This is a genomic window from Flavobacterium sp. (assembly GCF_024305175.1).
Classification (GTDB): Bacteria; Bacteroidota; Bacteroidia; order Flavobacteriales; family Flavobacteriaceae; genus Flavobacterium.
This window is the reverse complement of the sequence record NZ_JAMWYY010000011.1, coordinates 48,084-65,249: the sequence shown is the minus strand read 5'-3', so window position 1 is coordinate 65,249 and position 17,166 is coordinate 48,084. Positions and strand designations below refer to the sequence as shown.

Annotated in this window: 18 protein-coding genes; 8 read left to right on the top strand and 10 right to left on the bottom strand. The window is 42.5% G+C overall.

Translation table 11 applies throughout. The features are described 5' to 3' along the window. The first annotated feature begins 104 nt into the window (after positions 1–104). The 4 genes from recA (at position 105) to Q0K96_RS04520 (ending at position 3,898) form a co-directional block, all read left to right on the top strand. Complete coding sequence (recA, locus tag Q0K96_RS04535; protein ID WP_297332819.1) at positions 105–1,109, top strand: recombinase RecA; 1,005 nt, start codon at positions 105–107, stop codon at positions 1,107–1,109. Between the two features lie 130 nt (positions 1,110–1,239). Beyond that, positions 1,240–1,671 (top strand): lipoprotein, encoded by a 432-nt coding sequence (locus Q0K96_RS04530; protein ID WP_297332817.1) that lies wholly within the window; start codon positions 1,240–1,242, stop codon positions 1,669–1,671. A 29-nt stretch (positions 1,672–1,700) separates the two neighbouring features. Next, a complete protein-coding gene (locus Q0K96_RS04525) occupies positions 1,701–2,246 on the top strand; it encodes a sigma-70 family RNA polymerase sigma factor (protein WP_223053936.1) in 546 nt (181 codons plus the stop codon). After that, positions 2,243–3,898 (top strand): hypothetical protein, encoded by a 1,656-nt coding sequence (locus Q0K96_RS04520; protein WP_297332816.1) that lies wholly within the window; start codon positions 2,243–2,245, stop codon positions 3,896–3,898. Before Q0K96_RS04525 ends, Q0K96_RS04520 begins: the two co-directional genes overlap by 4 nt. Before the next feature lie 91 nt (positions 3,899–3,989). Here the strand turns inward: Q0K96_RS04520 and Q0K96_RS04515 are convergent, their stop codons facing one another. Beyond that, positions 3,990–4,535 (bottom strand): hypothetical protein, encoded by a 546-nt coding sequence (locus Q0K96_RS04515; RefSeq protein ID WP_297332815.1) that lies wholly within the window; start codon positions 4,533–4,535, stop codon positions 3,990–3,992. Positions 4,536–4,569: 34 nt separating this feature from the next. Then, on the bottom strand, positions 4,570–5,313 hold the full coding sequence (locus Q0K96_RS04510) for a lysophospholipid acyltransferase family protein (RefSeq protein ID WP_297332814.1): 744 nt from the start codon (positions 5,311–5,313) through the stop codon (positions 4,570–4,572). Between the two features lie 75 nt (positions 5,314–5,388). Here Q0K96_RS04510 and trpS point away from each other — a divergent pair, with 75 nt between their 5' ends. Both trpS and Q0K96_RS04500 read left to right on the top strand, forming a co-directional pair. Beyond that, the gene (trpS, locus tag Q0K96_RS04505; RefSeq protein ID WP_297332813.1) at positions 5,389–6,360 is read left to right on the top strand and encodes a tryptophan--tRNA ligase; all 972 of its coding nucleotides are present in this window, start codon (positions 5,389–5,391) and stop codon (positions 6,358–6,360) included. 107 nt (positions 6,361–6,467) lie between these two features. Beyond that, complete coding sequence (locus Q0K96_RS04500) at positions 6,468–6,965, top strand: hypothetical protein (protein WP_297332812.1); 498 nt, start codon at positions 6,468–6,470, stop codon at positions 6,963–6,965. On the opposite strand, the gene dprA is transcribed toward Q0K96_RS04500, so the two are convergent. After that, positions 6,962–8,065, bottom strand: a complete 1,104-nt coding sequence (gene dprA, locus Q0K96_RS04495; RefSeq protein WP_297332811.1) for a DNA-processing protein DprA — start codon at positions 8,063–8,065, stop codon at positions 6,962–6,964. The two genes, Q0K96_RS04500 and dprA, sit on opposite strands and share 4 nt — an antisense overlap. A 100-nt stretch (positions 8,066–8,165) precedes the next feature. Between dprA and Q0K96_RS04490 the strand changes: the two genes are divergently transcribed. Together Q0K96_RS04490 and Q0K96_RS04485 are read left to right on the top strand one after the other, a co-directional pair. After that, positions 8,166–9,116, top strand: a complete 951-nt coding sequence (locus Q0K96_RS04490) for an SPOR domain-containing protein (protein WP_297332810.1) — start codon at positions 8,166–8,168, stop codon at positions 9,114–9,116. A 63-nt stretch (positions 9,117–9,179) separates the two neighbouring features. After that, the gene (locus tag Q0K96_RS04485; protein WP_297332809.1) at positions 9,180–9,689 is read left to right on the top strand and encodes an acyl-CoA thioesterase; all 510 of its coding nucleotides are present in this window, start codon (positions 9,180–9,182) and stop codon (positions 9,687–9,689) included. 81 nt (positions 9,690–9,770) lie between these two features. Here the strand turns inward: Q0K96_RS04485 and Q0K96_RS04480 are convergent, their stop codons facing one another. From Q0K96_RS04480 to Q0K96_RS04450, 7 genes are all read right to left on the bottom strand, one after another. Further along, on the bottom strand, positions 9,771–11,012 hold the full coding sequence (locus Q0K96_RS04480) for a peptidoglycan DD-metalloendopeptidase family protein (protein WP_363317232.1): 1,242 nt from the start codon (positions 11,010–11,012) through the stop codon (positions 9,771–9,773). Positions 11,013–11,025: 13 nt separating this feature from the next. Further along, positions 11,026–11,796: a DUF4292 domain-containing protein gene (locus Q0K96_RS04475; RefSeq protein WP_297332808.1), complete on the bottom strand. Its 771-nt coding sequence runs from the start codon at positions 11,794–11,796 to the stop codon at positions 11,026–11,028. Continuing rightward, positions 11,793–13,157 (bottom strand): tetratricopeptide repeat protein, encoded by a 1,365-nt coding sequence (locus Q0K96_RS04470; RefSeq protein ID WP_297332807.1) that lies wholly within the window; start codon positions 13,155–13,157, stop codon positions 11,793–11,795. Before Q0K96_RS04470 ends, Q0K96_RS04475 begins: the two co-directional genes overlap by 4 nt. 5 nt (positions 13,158–13,162) lie before the next feature. Beyond that, entirely contained in the window at positions 13,163–14,173 is a 1,011-nt protein-coding gene (locus Q0K96_RS04465) for a sugar phosphate nucleotidyltransferase (RefSeq protein ID WP_297332806.1), read from the bottom strand. A gap of 21 nt (positions 14,174–14,194) precedes the next feature. Next, on the bottom strand, positions 14,195–15,154 hold the full coding sequence (locus tag Q0K96_RS04460) for a tetratricopeptide repeat protein (protein ID WP_297332805.1): 960 nt from the start codon (positions 15,152–15,154) through the stop codon (positions 14,195–14,197). A gap of 17 nt (positions 15,155–15,171) precedes the next feature. Beyond that, the gene (dut, locus tag Q0K96_RS04455) at positions 15,172–15,606 is read right to left on the bottom strand and encodes a dUTP diphosphatase (RefSeq protein WP_223053949.1); all 435 of its coding nucleotides are present in this window, start codon (positions 15,604–15,606) and stop codon (positions 15,172–15,174) included. A gap of 69 nt (positions 15,607–15,675) precedes the next feature. Next, on the bottom strand, positions 15,676–17,148 hold the full coding sequence (locus tag Q0K96_RS04450; protein ID WP_297332804.1) for an oligosaccharide flippase family protein: 1,473 nt from the start codon (positions 17,146–17,148) through the stop codon (positions 15,676–15,678). Positions 17,149–17,166 lie beyond the last annotated feature (18 nt).

Genomic DNA, 17,166 nt, shown 5'->3' with positions numbered 1-17,166 from the left:
CCTACAAAAAAAATTCTACCAAAATTTATTTTATTGTAAGATTATTTTCTTACATTGCGCTCTCAAATAAAAGCAGTATTTTTACTAAAAATAAGACGATACTAATGAGCGCAGATAAAGAAGCAAAACTAAAAGCACTACAGCTAACGCTGGATAAACTGGATAAGGCTTACGGCAAGGGTACCGTAATGAAAATGGGCGACCAGGCCGTAGAGGAGGTAGAGGCCATACCTTCGGGCTCGCTGGGGTTAGACCTGGCACTGGGCGTAAACGGCTACCCGCGCGGCAGGATAATAGAGATATACGGACCTGAATCGTCAGGTAAAACAACCCTTACGCTGCACGCCATAGCCGAAGCGCAGAAGGGCGGCGGCATTGCTGCCTTTATTGATGCCGAGCATGCTTTTGACCGCGGTTATGCCGAAAAACTGGGGGTTGACATTGAAAACCTTATCATATCGCAGCCCGACAACGGCGAGCAGGCATTAGAGATTGCCGAGAACCTTATCCGAAGCGGTGCCATAGATATTGTGGTTATCGACTCGGTGGCGGCGCTAACGCCAAAAAGTGAAATTGAGGGCGAAATGGGCGACAGTAAAATGGGCCTTCACGCACGCCTTATGAGCCAGGCACTAAGAAAATTAACTGCTACCATAAGCAAGACCAACTGTACGGTATTCTTTATTAACCAGCTTCGCGAAAAGATTGGTGTAATGTTTGGTAACCCCGAAACCACAACGGGTGGTAACGCACTAAAGTTCTATGCATCGGTAAGGCTTGACATTCGCCGTTCGTCTCAAATTAAAGACGGTGAGAACGTGCTGGGTAACCGCGCCAAAGTAAAAGTGGTTAAAAACAAAGTGGCGCCACCGTTTAAAACCGCCGAGTTCGACATTATGTATGGCGAGGGCGTGAGCAAAACAGGCGAAATCTTAGACCTTGCGGTAGAGTTCGAGATCATCAGGAAATCGGGCTCGTGGTTCAGCTACGGCGAAACCAAGCTGGGACAGGGTCGCGATGCTGTGAAGGGGCTTATTAAAGACAACCCCGAACTGGCCGATGAGCTGGAAATTAAAATAAAAGAAGCCATTAAAGAACAATCGGCTTAAACAACATAACAACCCGGAGCATGCTCCGGGTTTTTTATTGGCATACAACATATTAAAGTACGCAACCTTTTGTGCACTTTTGTATCTGATATGTAAACGCAACCGTATATTTTTTTGATTGTTTGATTTTATGAAAAAGCTGTTATTGTTATTAGTGCTTGTGGCGGGCCTTAGCGCCTGTTCTTTAGAAGAAGACACGCCGCAGTTTGAAGTGGCATTTTTGCCCGTAGAAAGCCTTGAGCTGCCCGAAAGCATGGTGCCCGGGCACACCTACCCCATAAAAGTTTATTACAAAAGGCCGGATGACTGCCATTATTTTGACGGGTTTTATACAGAGAAAACCAACAATAGCGAAATACTTGCCGTGCAGGCACTTGTTATTCAGGATGCTAAGTGCAAACCCCTGGCTACTGATGAGGCAGAATGGGCCATGTATGATTTTACCTGCCCCAACAATTTAGATATTACCCAGTACAGCGCATATTCGTTCCAGATTTTTAAGGGTGTCGACAGCCAGGGCAACCGCATTTTTGAAACCGTATCTGTACCCGTGGGAGAATAAAGACCAAACACTAAAAACAATAACCGAATTTGGGTTTAGAGCAGCTTATACAGGAATGCCAGCGGGACAATATTAAGGCCCAGGAACAGCTTTACAGGCTTTTTGCCCCGAAGCTGTTTTCGGTATGCCTTAAGTATTCGCGCAGCTATGCCGATGCGCAGGACAACCTGCAGGACGGCTTCCTGCTGCTGTTCCGCAAAATTGGGCAGTTCCAGTTTAAGGGTTCTTTTGAAGGCTGGGCCAAAAGGCTTATGGTGAATAATGTGCTGCAAAAATACCGCAGCCAGGGCGTGGTAGAGCTGGTTAGTGAAAACATACCGGACGAACCCGAAGTAGAGATAGAAACAGAAGATGTGAGCATGGATTTTTTGCTGGGCATCATTCAGCAACTGCCGGATCGTTACCGCATGGTGTTTAACCTATATGTAACCGATGGCTTTTCGCATAAAGAAATAGCAGAGATGCTTAATATAACAACTGGCACCTCTAAATCTAACCTTGCAAGGGCAAGGATGATACTAAAGGAAAAAATTGAAGCGCACCAGGGGAATTTAAAAAGTACCTACAGCAAATGAAAGAGAAAAAACACATAGACAGGCTTTTCCAGGAAAAGTTTAAGGATTTTGAAGTTAACCCGCCCGACTTTGTATGGGAAAACATTGAGGCGGAACTCCAGAAAAAGAAAAAGCGCCGCGTTATACCGATATGGTTCAGGCTTAGCGGCGTGGCTGCCCTTTTGCTTATAGGCCTGCTGCTGCTTAACCCGTTTAAGGAGGAGCAACAGCTAAGGCAGGAAAACAACCCGGTAGTAAAAAGCAGCGATGATAATGGCGCTGGTAATAGTAATAGCGGCAACCCTGCCAGCAACGCTACTGAAAGTAGTGTAATAAATGAAAATTATGGCTTAGTGAACAGCGAAACAACTGAGGGCACAACCGGAACCAATGACACGGGCAGCGGCACGCAGGAAAGTTATCCAAGCACAAATAGTTCTAAGGGTAATAGTACTCCGAAAACCAATAATTTTAGCAATAGTCAAAGCGCTGTGGCTTCGCAGGACAGGAGCAACAATACTAAAAATACTTCTGTTGCCACGAATGCTGATGCTGCAAAACCCAAGAATATAAAAAATACTGCAACCGGCATTACTACTAATACGCAATCGGCGGTTGCTGTATCAGGAACAAACAACAGGGCAGCAGAAAAAAGCGATGCAAACCAAAATAAGAATAATAGCGCTATAACAGGTATTAACCCTTCGGCTATAAATGATACTACAGAACAGGCTGTTGCCGTAAGTGATAACAGCACTACTACACAAGGTACCGATGCAATTGTAAATGAAACTGTATCTGGAAATACTGTCATCAACAAGGATATTACTATAGAAGAAGCCGTTGCCGAAACAGAAATAGATTCAGCTTTTGCAGAAGAGCCTGAAAATGAACTCGAAAAACTGCTTCAGGAAAAATTAAACGAAAAAGATAAAAACAAACTGGCACAGGCAGAAGTTAACACCAAATGGAATGTTCGCCCTCAGGTAGCGCCTGTTTTTTATAACTCGCTCTCTCAGGGTTCGCCTATAGATGCACAGTTTGCAGGCAACAGTAAAGACTATAACAATAACCTGAGCTATGGGGTAGGCATTAATTATGCGCTTAATGATAAAATATCAATACGTTCAGGGGTTAACACGGTAAACCTCAGCTATTCTACCCGCGGCGTTGAGTTTTACCCGAGCATGTCGGGCCAGACCAACAACGTGAGCAGTAACAGGCCTGAAAGCACAACTGCTAACCTGGTAGTGCAATCGGCAAACGCTGAAAATGCATCTCCTAACGAAGCTGCCTCAAGCCAAACGTTCAGCGGGTCGCTTTTACAGGAAATGGGTTATATAGAAGTACCCGTAGAAATGTCTTATGCATTGCTTAATAAAAAATTCGGCATAGAAGTTATAGGTGGTTTCAGCACACTGTTCCTAAACGATAACCAGGTAAGTGTAGTAACCGACCAGGGCTATAGCTCTCCTCTCGGCCAGGCGGAAAACCTCAACAACATACATTTCAGCACCAATGTGGGTCTTGGCTTCAGGTACCGTTTTACAAAAGCATTACAGGCCAGCTTTGAGCCTACATTTAAATACCAGTTAAATGCCTTCAGCAGTGATGCAGGCAATTTTAAACCTTATTTTATCGGATTATATTCCGGTATAAGTTTCAGCTTCTGATATAGCTAAAGTTTTAGGTAGTCCCTTAACAGGGATAATTAGTAAGGCGCCCGTGCACATTTAGGGCGCTTTATTTTTTTACATAAGCGGCTTACTCATAAACTGTATCAAGCACTTCAAAAGTGTCAGAAACATCAATAACAGCACCGTCTTCCATGACTACATGGAGGTCAAAATTATAAATGCCTTTCGCTTCATTTGTTTCAAGAAGTACATTCCACCACAGCCTGTTTATATCAGCCGTTTCAAATACCTGTTCACAATTATTACCAACGGTTAACTTAGCAGAAGTAATGAATCCTTCAGGATTGCTAACGGCACCATCTGCTGATTCTATGATGTCAGAATAACTACTTATAAATGATGTTCCGGTTTCCGTATTTTTAATATAAATCACAAAGCTATCACGAACACCATCTCCGTTTGGGGTTACAAAGTAAGGTACTGATACCATATAGTTACCTGTGTTATAAACTTCTTTAAAACCAAATGAATTTTGGAACTCTTCAGAAATTGTAACTTCCATAGTTGAAGCAGGAATACATTCGTTTATGTTACTATTATTTCCTCGATCATCGTCACCTGAACACGAAAGTAATGTTGTCATTAAAGCAAGGGTAAGAAGTTTTAGTTTCATTTGAATAGTTTGTATAATGTTAGTTCCAGTAATCCTATTTTTTTAGGAGTTTTACTAAATTGGCATAAATAACCTGCCTTGTTTTATCCTTCAGTTCTTTTTTATCATCAAGGGTTAAGCCTTCTGTCGAAATAAAAGGTAATACTCTTGCACGCATTACCCCCGGGCTGCCGCTAAGAAATGTATAACTGAAACGTTTCTTGTTGTCCGGAAAAACCATTGGCACTATGGGTATCTGGTGTTCTATCGCAAGGCGAAACGCCCCGTCCTTAAACTCATCCAGTACTATACTTTCATCATCGGGCACACCGCCTTCAGGAAAAATACAAATGCTCAGGCCTTCATTAAGCCTTTTCTGCGCGCGCTGAAAAACCTCAAAGCGGCTTTTACTGTTGTTGCGGTCTACCAGTATGCTGGTGCGCTTATAAAAAAAACCGAAAATGGGTATTTTGGCAAGCTCTTTTTTACCTACAAAAACAAAAGGGTTTTTGCTTACCAGCAGCATCAGCATAATATCTGCCATGCTGGTGTGGTTGGCTACCAGCATATAGCTTTTGCCTTTATCCATTTCCTGCTCGCGGGTAATTTTGGTACGGAAACCCATCCCGAAAAGGATGATGCGCGCCCACAGCCGCGCCAGCAAAAAGAACTGCGGATAGGTTTTAGGCGAGAGTATGGTAATTATCAGTACCGGCGAAAGCACAATTATAGGCACACCCAACAATAGGTAAAACCATATGCGCCAAAGCGTCAGCAATACAGGCTTAATAATTTTCATAGTGCCAAATGTAATCATTAGCCTCCTATCTTTATATCAAATCCGTTACCTTTGCTTAAAATTTTATACAAAGCAATGGCAAAAATACTTACAGGCATCCAGAGTACGGGTACACCGCATTTGGGCAACCTGCTGGGCGCAATTTTACCGGCTGTAGAAATGGCCAATAAACCTGAAAATGAATCGTATCTTTTTATAGCCGACCTGCACTCTGCAACACAAATTAAAAACGGGGCAGAACTTAGGGCTAATACTTACAGCGTAGCCGCAACATGGCTTGCCTGTGGGCTCGACATTAACAGGGCAGTATTTTACCGCCAAAGCGATGTACCGCAAGTTGCAGAGCTTAGCTGGTACCTTAGCTGCTTTTTCCCTTACCAGAGGCTTACCCTTGCCCATTCGTTTAAAGACAAAGCCGACAGGCTGGAAGATGTAAACGCCGGATTATTTACATATCCTATGCTGATGGCTGCCGATATACTTTTATATGATGCCGAGTTTGTGCCGGTGGGTAAAGACCAGCTTCAGCATATAGAAATTACACGTGATGTGGCCGCGCGCTTTAACCACCAGATGGGTGATACCTTTGTATTGCCGGAACCTATTACAAGTGAGGAAACAAAAATAGTTCCCGGTACCGATGGCGAAAAGATGAGTAAATCGCGCAATAATTTCATAAATATCTTTATGGAAGACAAACCCCTGCGCAAGCAGGTAATGGCTATACAAACCGACAGCACCCCGTTGGAAGAACCCAAAAACCCGGAAACCTGTAACGTGTTTGCCATGTACAGGTTACTGGCCACACCAGAACAGACAGAAGCCATGCGCGCCAACTATTTAGGCGGCAACTATGGTTACGGGAATGCTAAACAGGCACTGTTTGAACTTATAACCGAAAGGTTTGCGACTGTACGAGAAAAATACAGCTATTATATGGCTAACTTAAATGAGGTTGATGCCGCACTAAAAACAGGATCTGAAAAGGCGGCTGCCGTTGCAAACGGCGTTTTGGCACGTGTCAGGGAAAAGCTGGGATACCTTTAGTTCTTTGTATAAGTAACTCAGACTGAAAAATTTAAATTATACATAAGGCCTTTATATTCTTATTTTGAGTAACTTAGTGTTTATTAAGAACAACTAATCACGTTATTATGAGAAATAAAGGCCTTATACTTTTATGTTTTGTTGCACTAATGGCATTTAGCTATACAACTCCTGAAGAAACTGTTTACAACCTGTCACAAAAAATTACTGTTGCAGAGGTTAAAAACGGGCAGGTTAAAGTGCTGATAAATGAAAAAGCCTTTTTAAAGGCTGCCAATGATGAAATGACGCTTACTCCAAAGCATCATGTTGATGCGTTTAAAATACTTAAAAACGAAGCCGTACCCGGTGGGCTTTACTACATAGAAATGTCTTCAACAAAAAGCAGCTTTAAATTGGTAAGGGCATTATATAACCGCAACAACAAGCTGGTTATGGATAAAGAAGCCTCTGATAACGATTACCTTTTACATAGTTATTTCGTTAGCTGTAACGGCTACGGCTGCAGCCCTGCACTTGTATATGAAGATGAACAGGCCTACTGGATTTGCGAAAGCAGTACTGAAAACAGCAGCTGCGAAAGATCGGTAAGCATTATCAATTAAACCGCTTCAAACATTTTACCGGGCAAAGGGCGTATCACACCCTTTAGCTCCATTGTAAGCAGCATAGATGATAATTTAAATACCGGCATTTCGCATGCCAGCGCAATAAGGTCGAGCTGCTCTTTGCCGTTTTTCAGCAGGTAGTCATATACCTTTTGCTCGTCATCTTCAAGCGAAATAAACAACTGTTTTTGTACGGGCTTTTGTTTCTTTTCTTCCGTTTCCCAGTTCATGATGTAAATAAGGTCGGCAGCACCTGTAAGCAGGTTAGCACGCTGCGTTTTAATCAGGTTATTACAGCCCATGCTGTACTTATCGGTGATACGTCCCGGTACGGCAAACACATCACGGTTATAGTCGTTTGCAACATTTGCAGTAATAAGCGAGCCGCCTTTCTCGGCGCTTTCTACGATTATGGTTGCCTCGCTTAGCCCGGCTACAATTCGGTTACGTTTTACAAAGTTTTCTTTGTCAGGGTTGCTGCTGCTCCAAAACTCGGTCATAAAACCGCCGTTCTGTTCCATCTTCGCTACATACTTTTTATGCACTTTCGGGTATACCTGGTTTAATCCATGTGCTACTACACCAATAGTTTGCAATCCTAAATCCATAGCCACAAGGTGAGCGTGGATGTCTATACCATAAGCAAAACCGCTTACAATAACAGGATTAAGCGGCACCAGGTCTTCCAGCAGCTTGCGGGTAAAGTCGGCGCCATAAGCGGTCATTTGCCTTGTACCTACTATACTGAGCATCTTTCTGCCCTCAACATCTATATTCCCGGAACTGAACAGCAGCACCGGCCCATCTATACAGTGCTTTAACCTTTCAGGATAGTCTTTATCAAGATAAAATGATGTAGAAATGTTATTGCCCGAGATAAATTTCATTTCGGCTTCAGCCAGCCGTAATCCTTCAGGATTTTTAAGGTTGTTGTATAAAATATCGCCTACTCCCTCTATGGCTAATATCTGCTGGCGCTTTGCCTTAAAAACAGCTTCGGCACCCCCTAAATGGTTAATCAGCTTTTTGGCAACTATATCGCCCACGCCCTCTACCCGCATAAGGGCGAGGGTATTCAGTAATTCATTTTCCGACATAAAAACATGATAAGCAGGCCGTTAATTAGTTTTGCTGCTTTGTTAATAAAATTTGTGAATAAAATTTTGCTTTGGCTGTTGAATGGTTAATTTTGTGTTTATGATGATAGAAAAATACATATCGGCACTATTGTATCGTTACCAGTGTGTTACGGTTCCCGGCTTTGGAGCTTTCCTTGCCGAAACAAGCCCCGCAAGGCTTGACAGTACCACGCATACCTTCTATCCTCCTAAAAAACTCATTTCTTTTAATGCGAATTTAAAGAATAATGACGGGCTTTTAGCCAACCACATAGCCTTACAGGAAAATATTTCTTATGATGAGGCTGTGGCGGCAGTGCAAAAGCAAACGGCACAATGGCTTTACATGCTGGAAAGCGGGCAGCCGCTACTGCTTAAAAATCTGGGCCAAATAGCCCGCAATGCCGAAGGTAGCCTTGTGTTTACACCTGATACTCCTGTTAATTACCTTACAGATGCTTTCGGGCTAAGTACTTTTACTTCTCCTGCCGTTAAACGTGAGGAATATATAGCTGTAAATGATACAGAAGAAGCCGAAGAAGAAGTACCTGTACTGCTAACGGCGCAACGCAGGCGCAGCTACCCGTACCTTAAATATGCAGCCTTGTTTGCCGTTGCTTTAACCGCAGGCGGCGCAGTCTACAAAACATGGTACGAACAGCAGGTGGCTAAAGAAACGCTTTTAGTGCAGCAGCAGGTACAGGAAGAAGTGCAGCAACGCATACAGCAGGCTACCTTTTTTATAGAAAACCCATTGCCTGCGGTACAACTTACCGTAAAAGAAGAAGTAACCGTTATGCCTTACCATATAGTGGCAGGCGCTTACCGCAGCGAAGCTAATGCAGCCACGGCAGTTGCACAGCTTAAAGATAAAGGCTACACAAAAGCACGGGCTTTAGGAATAAACAAATTCGGGCTTTACCCGGTTATTTACGGAAGCTACAGTGATGCTGCCGAAGCGCAGAATGACATGAATGCCATAAGGAGAGGCGAAAACAGCGAAGCCTGGTTACTCATAAAAGAATTATAAAAGCATCCTCCGCCACGGAGGATTTTTTATTTACTGTAGTATCTTTGCCACAAAAATATCAGTATGCAGGTAAAATATCCTTCAGACTCGGTTTGCATAATGACCGATATGGTGCTTCCCGGCGAAACCAACCCACTTAACAACCTTTTTGGCGGCGAGCTACTGGCCCGTATGGACCGTGCCGCAAGCATTGCCGCACGCAGGCATTCGCGCCGAATTGTGGTAACCGCCTCTGTAAACCATGTTGCTTTTAACCGCTCTATACCTTTGGGAAGTGTTGTTACGGTAGAGGCTAAGGTTTCACGTACCTTTAAAACCTCTATGGAAATTTTTATTGATGTGTGGACAGAAGACCGCGAAAGCGGGACAAGGGCCAAAGCAAACGAAGCTATTTATACTTTTGTTGCCGTAGATGAAACAGGACGCCCGGTTGAAGTACCGCCAATAGAACCGCAGACAGAACTTGAAAAGCAGCGTTTTGATGCCGCCCTGCGCCGTAAACAGCTAAGCCTTGTACTTGCCGGCAAAATGAGCCCGCATGATGCTACAGAGCTAAAGGCATTATTTGTATAGGGTTAATCCGAACCAATAATAGTTAAAAATTCCATTTCTTCACTTGTTGCAGCAGAAATGGAATTTTTATTTTAAGTCATTTTATTTTATAATCCACTGTTCAGGGTTAAGCCTGCTGGTGTTGTGGGTTATCATCAGCTTTACCACAGTTTTACCGGTAACCGGATTGGTGTGCACTGTACCAAGATTTTGTTTTACAGAAACCTTTTCGCCAATATTTACACTGGTGCTGCTAAGGTTAAAGTAAATGGATATATAGTCACCATGCTGCACAAAAACAGCTTTTGTACCTGTTCCCTGTATCAATTGGATGTCTATAACCTCTCCGGAGAATATAGAGCGCACAGCAGCGCCTTTCTCGGTGGTTATCTCTATCCAGCTATGGTCTACCTCCACGGTAGAGGCGAACGGACTGCGTTGCAGGCCATAACCCATACTCATATAACCTTTTTCAACAGGCCATGGTAATTTACCTTTGTTAGCTTTAAAGTTATCTGCTATTATTTTACCTTCTTTGGTCAGCACAATCTTGTTAGGCGCTGCCGTAGCGGCAGAACTTTTGCTTGCCGTTGTAGCGCCTGATGCTGCCGCTTTTTTGTTTGCAGCCGCAATAGCATCGCGTATAATTTTGTCAATCTTACGCTCAATATCTTTGGCTTCGCTCTGCTTTTTCTTAATATCGGCAGTGTAGCGCTTTTTATCTTTCTGTATCGCCTTTACCAGTTTCTCCTGTTCCTTTTTCTCTTCCTCAAGCTCTTTTTTAACCTTAAGGTTTTCTGCCAGCAGTTTTTCTTTTTCTTTTTTCTGAACGTTCAGCTTGTCCTGCAATCCTTCAAGTTCGGTTTTGGTAGCCCTTATTTCTTCAGCCTGAATTTTGCGGTAGCTGGCATATTGCTTCATGTACTGCATGCGCTTGTATGCCTGCAAAAAGTTATCTGAAGACAATATAAACATTATCCGGCTTTGCTGCGAACGGTTCTTGTATGCCTTTACCAATGTTTGTGAATAATCATCTTTAAGAACTTTAAGCTCGCGCCCCAGCTTGTTTATCTTTAGCTGGTTAAGGTATATTTCATCTGTAAGTATACGGGTTTGCTTTTGGGTATTGTTTATCAGCTTTTCACTAAGCTGAATTTTTGCCTGGTTATCGGCAATCTGGGTAAGTACCGACTTTTCCTTTTTGTTCTCCTGGCTTAGCAGATTGCGAAACTCTCTGATTTCTTTTTCTATCTGCGCTTTTCGCTGCTCCAGGATTTTTTTCTGGTCCTGGGCAGAAGCCATAGTGGTGCAGGCTATAAGAAGTATGGTAAGGATCTTTTTCATCAGCAAATTTCAGTTAGTTGATAAAAACCTGCTCAAACCCTTCGGGAACATCATAAGGGAAAGAGAAATCTTCGTCAAAGGTAACGCTATTGTAATCAATATTAATATTCACTTTATCATTTTGAACTGCCTCAATTTTTATAGAAGCAGGCATAATCCTGCTGCCAAACTCCCTGTGGGCAGGATATTGTATGTCGAGGCTTCGGGGTTCTTTACCTTCCTGGTATATATTTTCTTTTTTAAGCAGGTAATTCGCACCCTCAAACAAAAACTCTTTATTAACACCGCCTGATTTCGAGAAAAGCCTGTATAAGCCATCTTCTATTTTTGCGGTTAGCTGTTCTTTTTCAAGGTTGTAAAGCGCCTGCGCGGTAAAAAGGTTTTGTACTTTCTTATAATCAAGCTCAGTGCCCAACCACCTGCTCAGCATGGCATAATCTCCCTCAAAATAAGTATTGCCCAGCTTTTCATAATAACTAACCCTGTCGGGTGTTATTAGCGCCTTTGCCATTGTTATTCCTAAAAATTTTATACTAACCAGTATCTTCTCGTCCTTCTTTATACGGATGTCTGCCGATACTTTCTGCGCCAGGTTTTTATCCGTATAACGCGCATCGGCTTTTATGTAGAGGGTTTTAAAGTCTTTGTTGTTGGCATAATGCCCCTTTACAATTTCTTTTGCAGTACGGTCTTCTTCGGCACCCTGCTCGCTCAGCACAGCCTGTTTTGGCTTGCATGAAGCAAGCATTGCCACAGCAAATAATACGGCTGCGATTTTTCTCATCGGGTTCTCTTCTGTTTTAATACTTTCTCTGCCCTTGTTTTGTAATCATTTGATTTTTTTGTGTCGCCAAGTCCTTCATAGGTTTTGGCAAGCTGCGTGTTAAAGCCTGCTTCCAGCTCGGGGTCTTCCACTACAAAGTCGGCCCCGCTTTCTAAAAAGTCCTTTGCTTTTTTAAACTGGCCTGTTGCATTGGCACCCACACCGGCAAAATAGTATAAGCGCGCGTGTGTAGGGAAAAGATCTATATAATCGGCTGCTTTTTTAAGCAGCAATTCATTTTGTGCATTGTTTTCATACGTATAAAGCAAAAGCTCTACAGCCTCTATATCATCATTGTTAGCGGCAAGCGATTTAGTAAAGTAATCGGCTGCCCTCTTGTAGTCTTTTTTATTGAAGAAAAATTTACCTACCTCTTTCGGCACGTTTACATTTTTATCATCTTCAAGATACGTCACAGCCTTATCGAGGTCGTTATTGTATTTCGGGTTGTTGTTTACAAAAATCAGGAACTCATTAAAAGCCCTGTGCTTAATCTTCCCGTCAATTTTTTTACTTTCAAGCACCCTGAATAATGACTGCACGGCTTTATCGCCCTCGTTATTATTAAGATGGAATTTAAAAAGGCTTACCTGTGCCCAGTCCGAACCCGGTATTGCCTTCTCCAGTTTTTTCGCTACCTCCTCAGCCTTTTCTTCCTGATTGCTTTCAGAGTACAGGTAAATAAGGTTAAGGTAATTTGATTCTTCTTTGGGATTGTTACGGATTGCTTCTTCAAGCTCTTCTTTACGTGGCTTACGGTATTGCTCCTCACCCATTATCTGGAGCCTGTACATTTCACGTTTATCCGATTTGCCTACTTTTTCATCAAGCTCGTTCATCAGCGCAATTGCCTTATCAAACTGGTTGGTGTACATATACAGTGAAACGAGGTCTTCCTGGTAGTATTCTTTTCGCCATTCGGTAAGCTTTTGCACTATTGGTATAGCGCGGTTCCAGTCCTGCATGGCATAATAAACATCATATAATCCCTGCCAGTACCACCGGTTTTGAGGGTCCAGTTCTGTAGCTTTTTTAAAAGCGCGTTCGGCCTCCGGGTAATTTTTTAGTGAAAGGTAGTTTTTACCAAGCTCATTATAAGCAGCAGCGCTTTCCGGCTTAAGCCTGATGCACTTTTGAAGTGCCGTTACCGCCTTATCATAGTTTTCGATACCCTTTTGTTTGAGTGCCTCATAAAAACTGTTTTCAAACTCATCATTGGCAAGGGCAATCTGGTCGGGTTCCTCCTGCTGTGCCTGCATAGCTGCGGGGCAAAGCAAAAGGCCCAATAATACCAGAATGCCTAAAAGGGTTCTTTTATTCATATATCTTATTCTAAAACCGAGTAGTCGCCAATGCTTATACTGGTAAATTTACCGTTAAACACGGCATTGCTGCCAATCATCGCATTATCTAACACGGCATTTTTTATAACCGAATTGTTTTGCACAAGGCTATTTTTTATGGTACTGTCTTCTACCCTTGTGCCTTTGCCTAACGAAACATCCGGGCCTACTTTTGCGTTTTTAAGCACTACGCCCTCGCCAATAAAGCAAGGATGTATAATTTCGCTGTTTTCTATAACGGCAGAAGCGTGTACCATGTTTTCGCCATCGGCATGTAAAAAGCCCAGCATGCGGGTGTTGGTTTCTACCGTTACGTTTTTGTTACCGCAGTCCATCCATTCATCCACCTTACCGGGAACAAATTTCATGCCCTTTTGTTTCATGTTCTCAAGGCCATCGGTAAGCTGGTACTCGCCGCCTTTCATAACATTATTATCTAAAAGATATTGCAGTTCTTCCCTTAGCGTTTCGCCGCTCTTAAAGTAGTAGATACCTATAATGGCAAGATCTGATACAAACTCTTTGGGTTTTTCTACAAAATCTACTATCTCATTTTTATCATTAAGCTGCACCACGCCAAACGCGCTTGGGTCATCTACCTGCTTTACCCATATTACGCTGTCGGCTGTAGTATCTAACGTAAAATCAGCACGGAAAAGTGTGTCGGCATACGCCACTACTATCGGCCCCTGAATACTTTCCTTCGCGCTCATTATGGCATGGGCGGTACCCAATGGCTGCTCCTGATAATAAATACTGCCTTTTGCCCCCAGCTTTTCAGCTATGGCTACAAGGTCGGTCTCTACCTGTTTTCCAAAATCTTTATGTATGATAAAGGCTATTTCTTCTATTTCCTGGTTGATAACACCTGCAATATCTTCTACAAGGCGGTGTACAATAGGTTTACCTGCAATAGGTATTAACGGTTTTGGTACGGTTAGCGTGTGCGGGCGAAGGCGTGAGCCGCGGCCTGCCATGGGGACAATAATTCTCATTTTTACGGTTTTGGTTTGTGTTTATTGTATATTGATTCCGTTGTTTTTTGCAGCCTCTTCAAAAATTTCAAATTTCCCTTTCTCTTTAAGATCAGTATAGAATGATGCTAATACTTGTTGGGCATCATTTACATATGGTGATTCTGTCTCTAAATATATTTTATATGCTTTAAACATATTATCTACCCCTTTTGAATAATCACCTGCTAAATAACTTGCGCGTCCTGAGCCAAAATATCCCTCCGGATCTTCAGGGTGAAGCTTAATAAACCTATCATATACTTCTGCTGACTTTTTAAAATCGTTCATTAGTCCGTAGGCAACCGCCATGCTTTGTAAAGGCACAGCGCCGTTAGGATCAATTTCAAGTGACTTTTCATAACATTTAATAGCTTCTTTAAAATTGCCTCTTTTACGATAACTAATACCTAAATTATCCCATGCAAAAGCAAAATCAGGATCTTTTTTTACTGCTTTGTTGTAGCTCACAATAGCGAGATCATACTGCTCACGGGCACTGTAATCCTGTCCTTCCTGATAATATTCTAAAGCTTTTTTATTAGTTGACATTGATTTTTTACCTTTTACATCATAAGCTGACATCAACGTCTTTACAGAAGGGCAGTTTTTAAGCATATATGCTTGTATCTCCTCAAAATTTTGCTTTGCATATATCTTTATTGTCCTTTCTTTTACAGTATCAGATTTAGTTTCAGCACTATCTTCTTCAGCTTTTTGAAGGTTACCTAAAAGCTTAGTCATCTGGTCTTTCATAATTTCAGCAGATATGCATGAATTTATTTGGCTGATTATTGAATCTTTTACCTGAAAAGTACTTATTTCACGTGTACACTCGCACGCGTTGTCACTTAATTTCTTTATAGTGGCTTCGGTACCTGCTTCTGCTGTATCCTGTGCCATGACCAACATCGGCATTAGCATCAAAACAAAAGTTAACCGTAAAATAGCTGGAAATTTCATATGGTTGGTTTATTGGTTTACTTAACCCCTGTACTGCCAAAGCCTCCAGCACCGCGGGTGGTTTCGGTAAGTTCTTCGGCTACTGCCCACTCGGCACGCTCGTGTTTTGCAATTACAAGTTGTGCTATGCGCTCTCCGTCGTTTATGGTGTAAGCCTCATTACTGATGTTTACCAGTATAACACCTATCTCCCCTCTATAGTCGGCATCCACTGTGCCCGGGCTGTTTAATACGGTTATCCCTTTTTTGGCGGCAAGCCCGCTGCGCGGACGCACCTGTGCTTCATACCCTATGGGAAGTTCTATAAACAATCCGGTTTTTATAATGGCACGGCCAAGCGGACTCAATACTACAGGCTCATCAAGGTTAGCCCTTAAATCCATACCGGCACTTGCAATGGTTTCATAAGTTGGTAAATCGTGCTTAGACCGGTTGATAATCTTAATTGTCATTTTGTTTGTTTTATCTCTCAAATATCAAAATACTATCAGTAATAACCAAGACTTTAGCCCGATTATTTGCTATCGGCGCCTTATAATGCGCAGCAGTTTGTCTTTTTCGTTAAAGTAAATAAACACCCCGAAAAACAACAGCATGGCACCACCAACAATATAAGAACCCCTGAACTGGTAAAAGTAAACCAAAGAAAATAATATGGAAATACCCAGATACAGGCTTATCATTTTAATATCATAAGGAATTGGGTAATACCTGCTGCCAAGCATAAAGCTAAGCCCCATCATGGTGCCGTATGCCGCTATGGTGGCAATAGCCGAGCCCATATAGCTGTACTGCGGTATTAAGGCATAGTTAAGGGCAAGCGTTATTACAGCGCCCACAATAGAGATATATGCCCCCATTTTGGTTTTATCGGACAGTTTGTACCAAACTGAAAGGTTGTGGTAGATGCCGAGAAAGAAATTTGCTATAATAATAAGCGGCACCACCTTCATCCCCTCCCAGTAGGCTTCATCGCGAATGATGAGTTCTTTCAGAAAATCTGAAAAGACAACCACCACCAGTAAAATAACTGAACCGAATACTATAAAGTATTTGGTTATCATGGCATAAGTTTGGGGGGCATTCTCATTTTTGGCATGGCTGAAAAAGAATGGTTCTATACCCAGGCGAAAAGCCGTGGCAAAAAGCGTCATAAATATGGCCAGCTTATAACATGCTGAATATATACCTACTTCGGCTTCGGCATAGCTTTCTCCTGATATTGCAGTTAAAACATTTTGCAGAATTATCCTGTCGAATGTTTCGTTTATGGCAAAGGCAATACCGGCAACAAGCACCGGAAGGCTGTAGCGCATCATGCGCTTCCAGAGTTCTTTATCAATATGCCAGGAAATTTTAAAGTAATGCGGAATCAGCACGATAAACGTGAGCAGGCTGGCAATTAAGTTTGCGATAAATATATACCCTATCTGGAAGCCAGGCACATACATGGTTTCTATTATACTGCCCGGATAGGCCTGTGCCAGCTTAGGCAGGTAAACCAGAAAGAACACGTTAAGCCCCAGGTTAACTGCTACATTACCAATTTTGATAGCCGCATAATACATGGGCCTGCCTTCTGCCCGCAGCTTAGAGAATGGTATAATAACCAGCGCATCGAGCACCAGCACCCAAATGGTATAGATAATGTAGTTGACATCAATACCCGAAGCTTCAGCCAAATAATCACGTGCCAGCAGTGCACCACCTAAAAATAATACAGATGACCAGAACAGTGATACTGTAGAAGTAGCCTGAACCTTGTCTTTATCCTCTGCATTGGAGTAAAAACGGAAAAAAGAGGTTTCCATGCCATAGGCAAGGATAACATTAAAAAGTACCATCCACGAAAAGATGATAGAAACCTCTCCGTACTCATCTTTTGGGAGCAGATCAGTATACAGCGGCGTGAGCAAAAAGCTGAACATGCGCGGCACCACCGTGGCTATGCCGTATATGGCTGTCTGCTTAAAAAGGTTTTTGTAGAGGCTCAAAGGTTTACAAGTTACTTT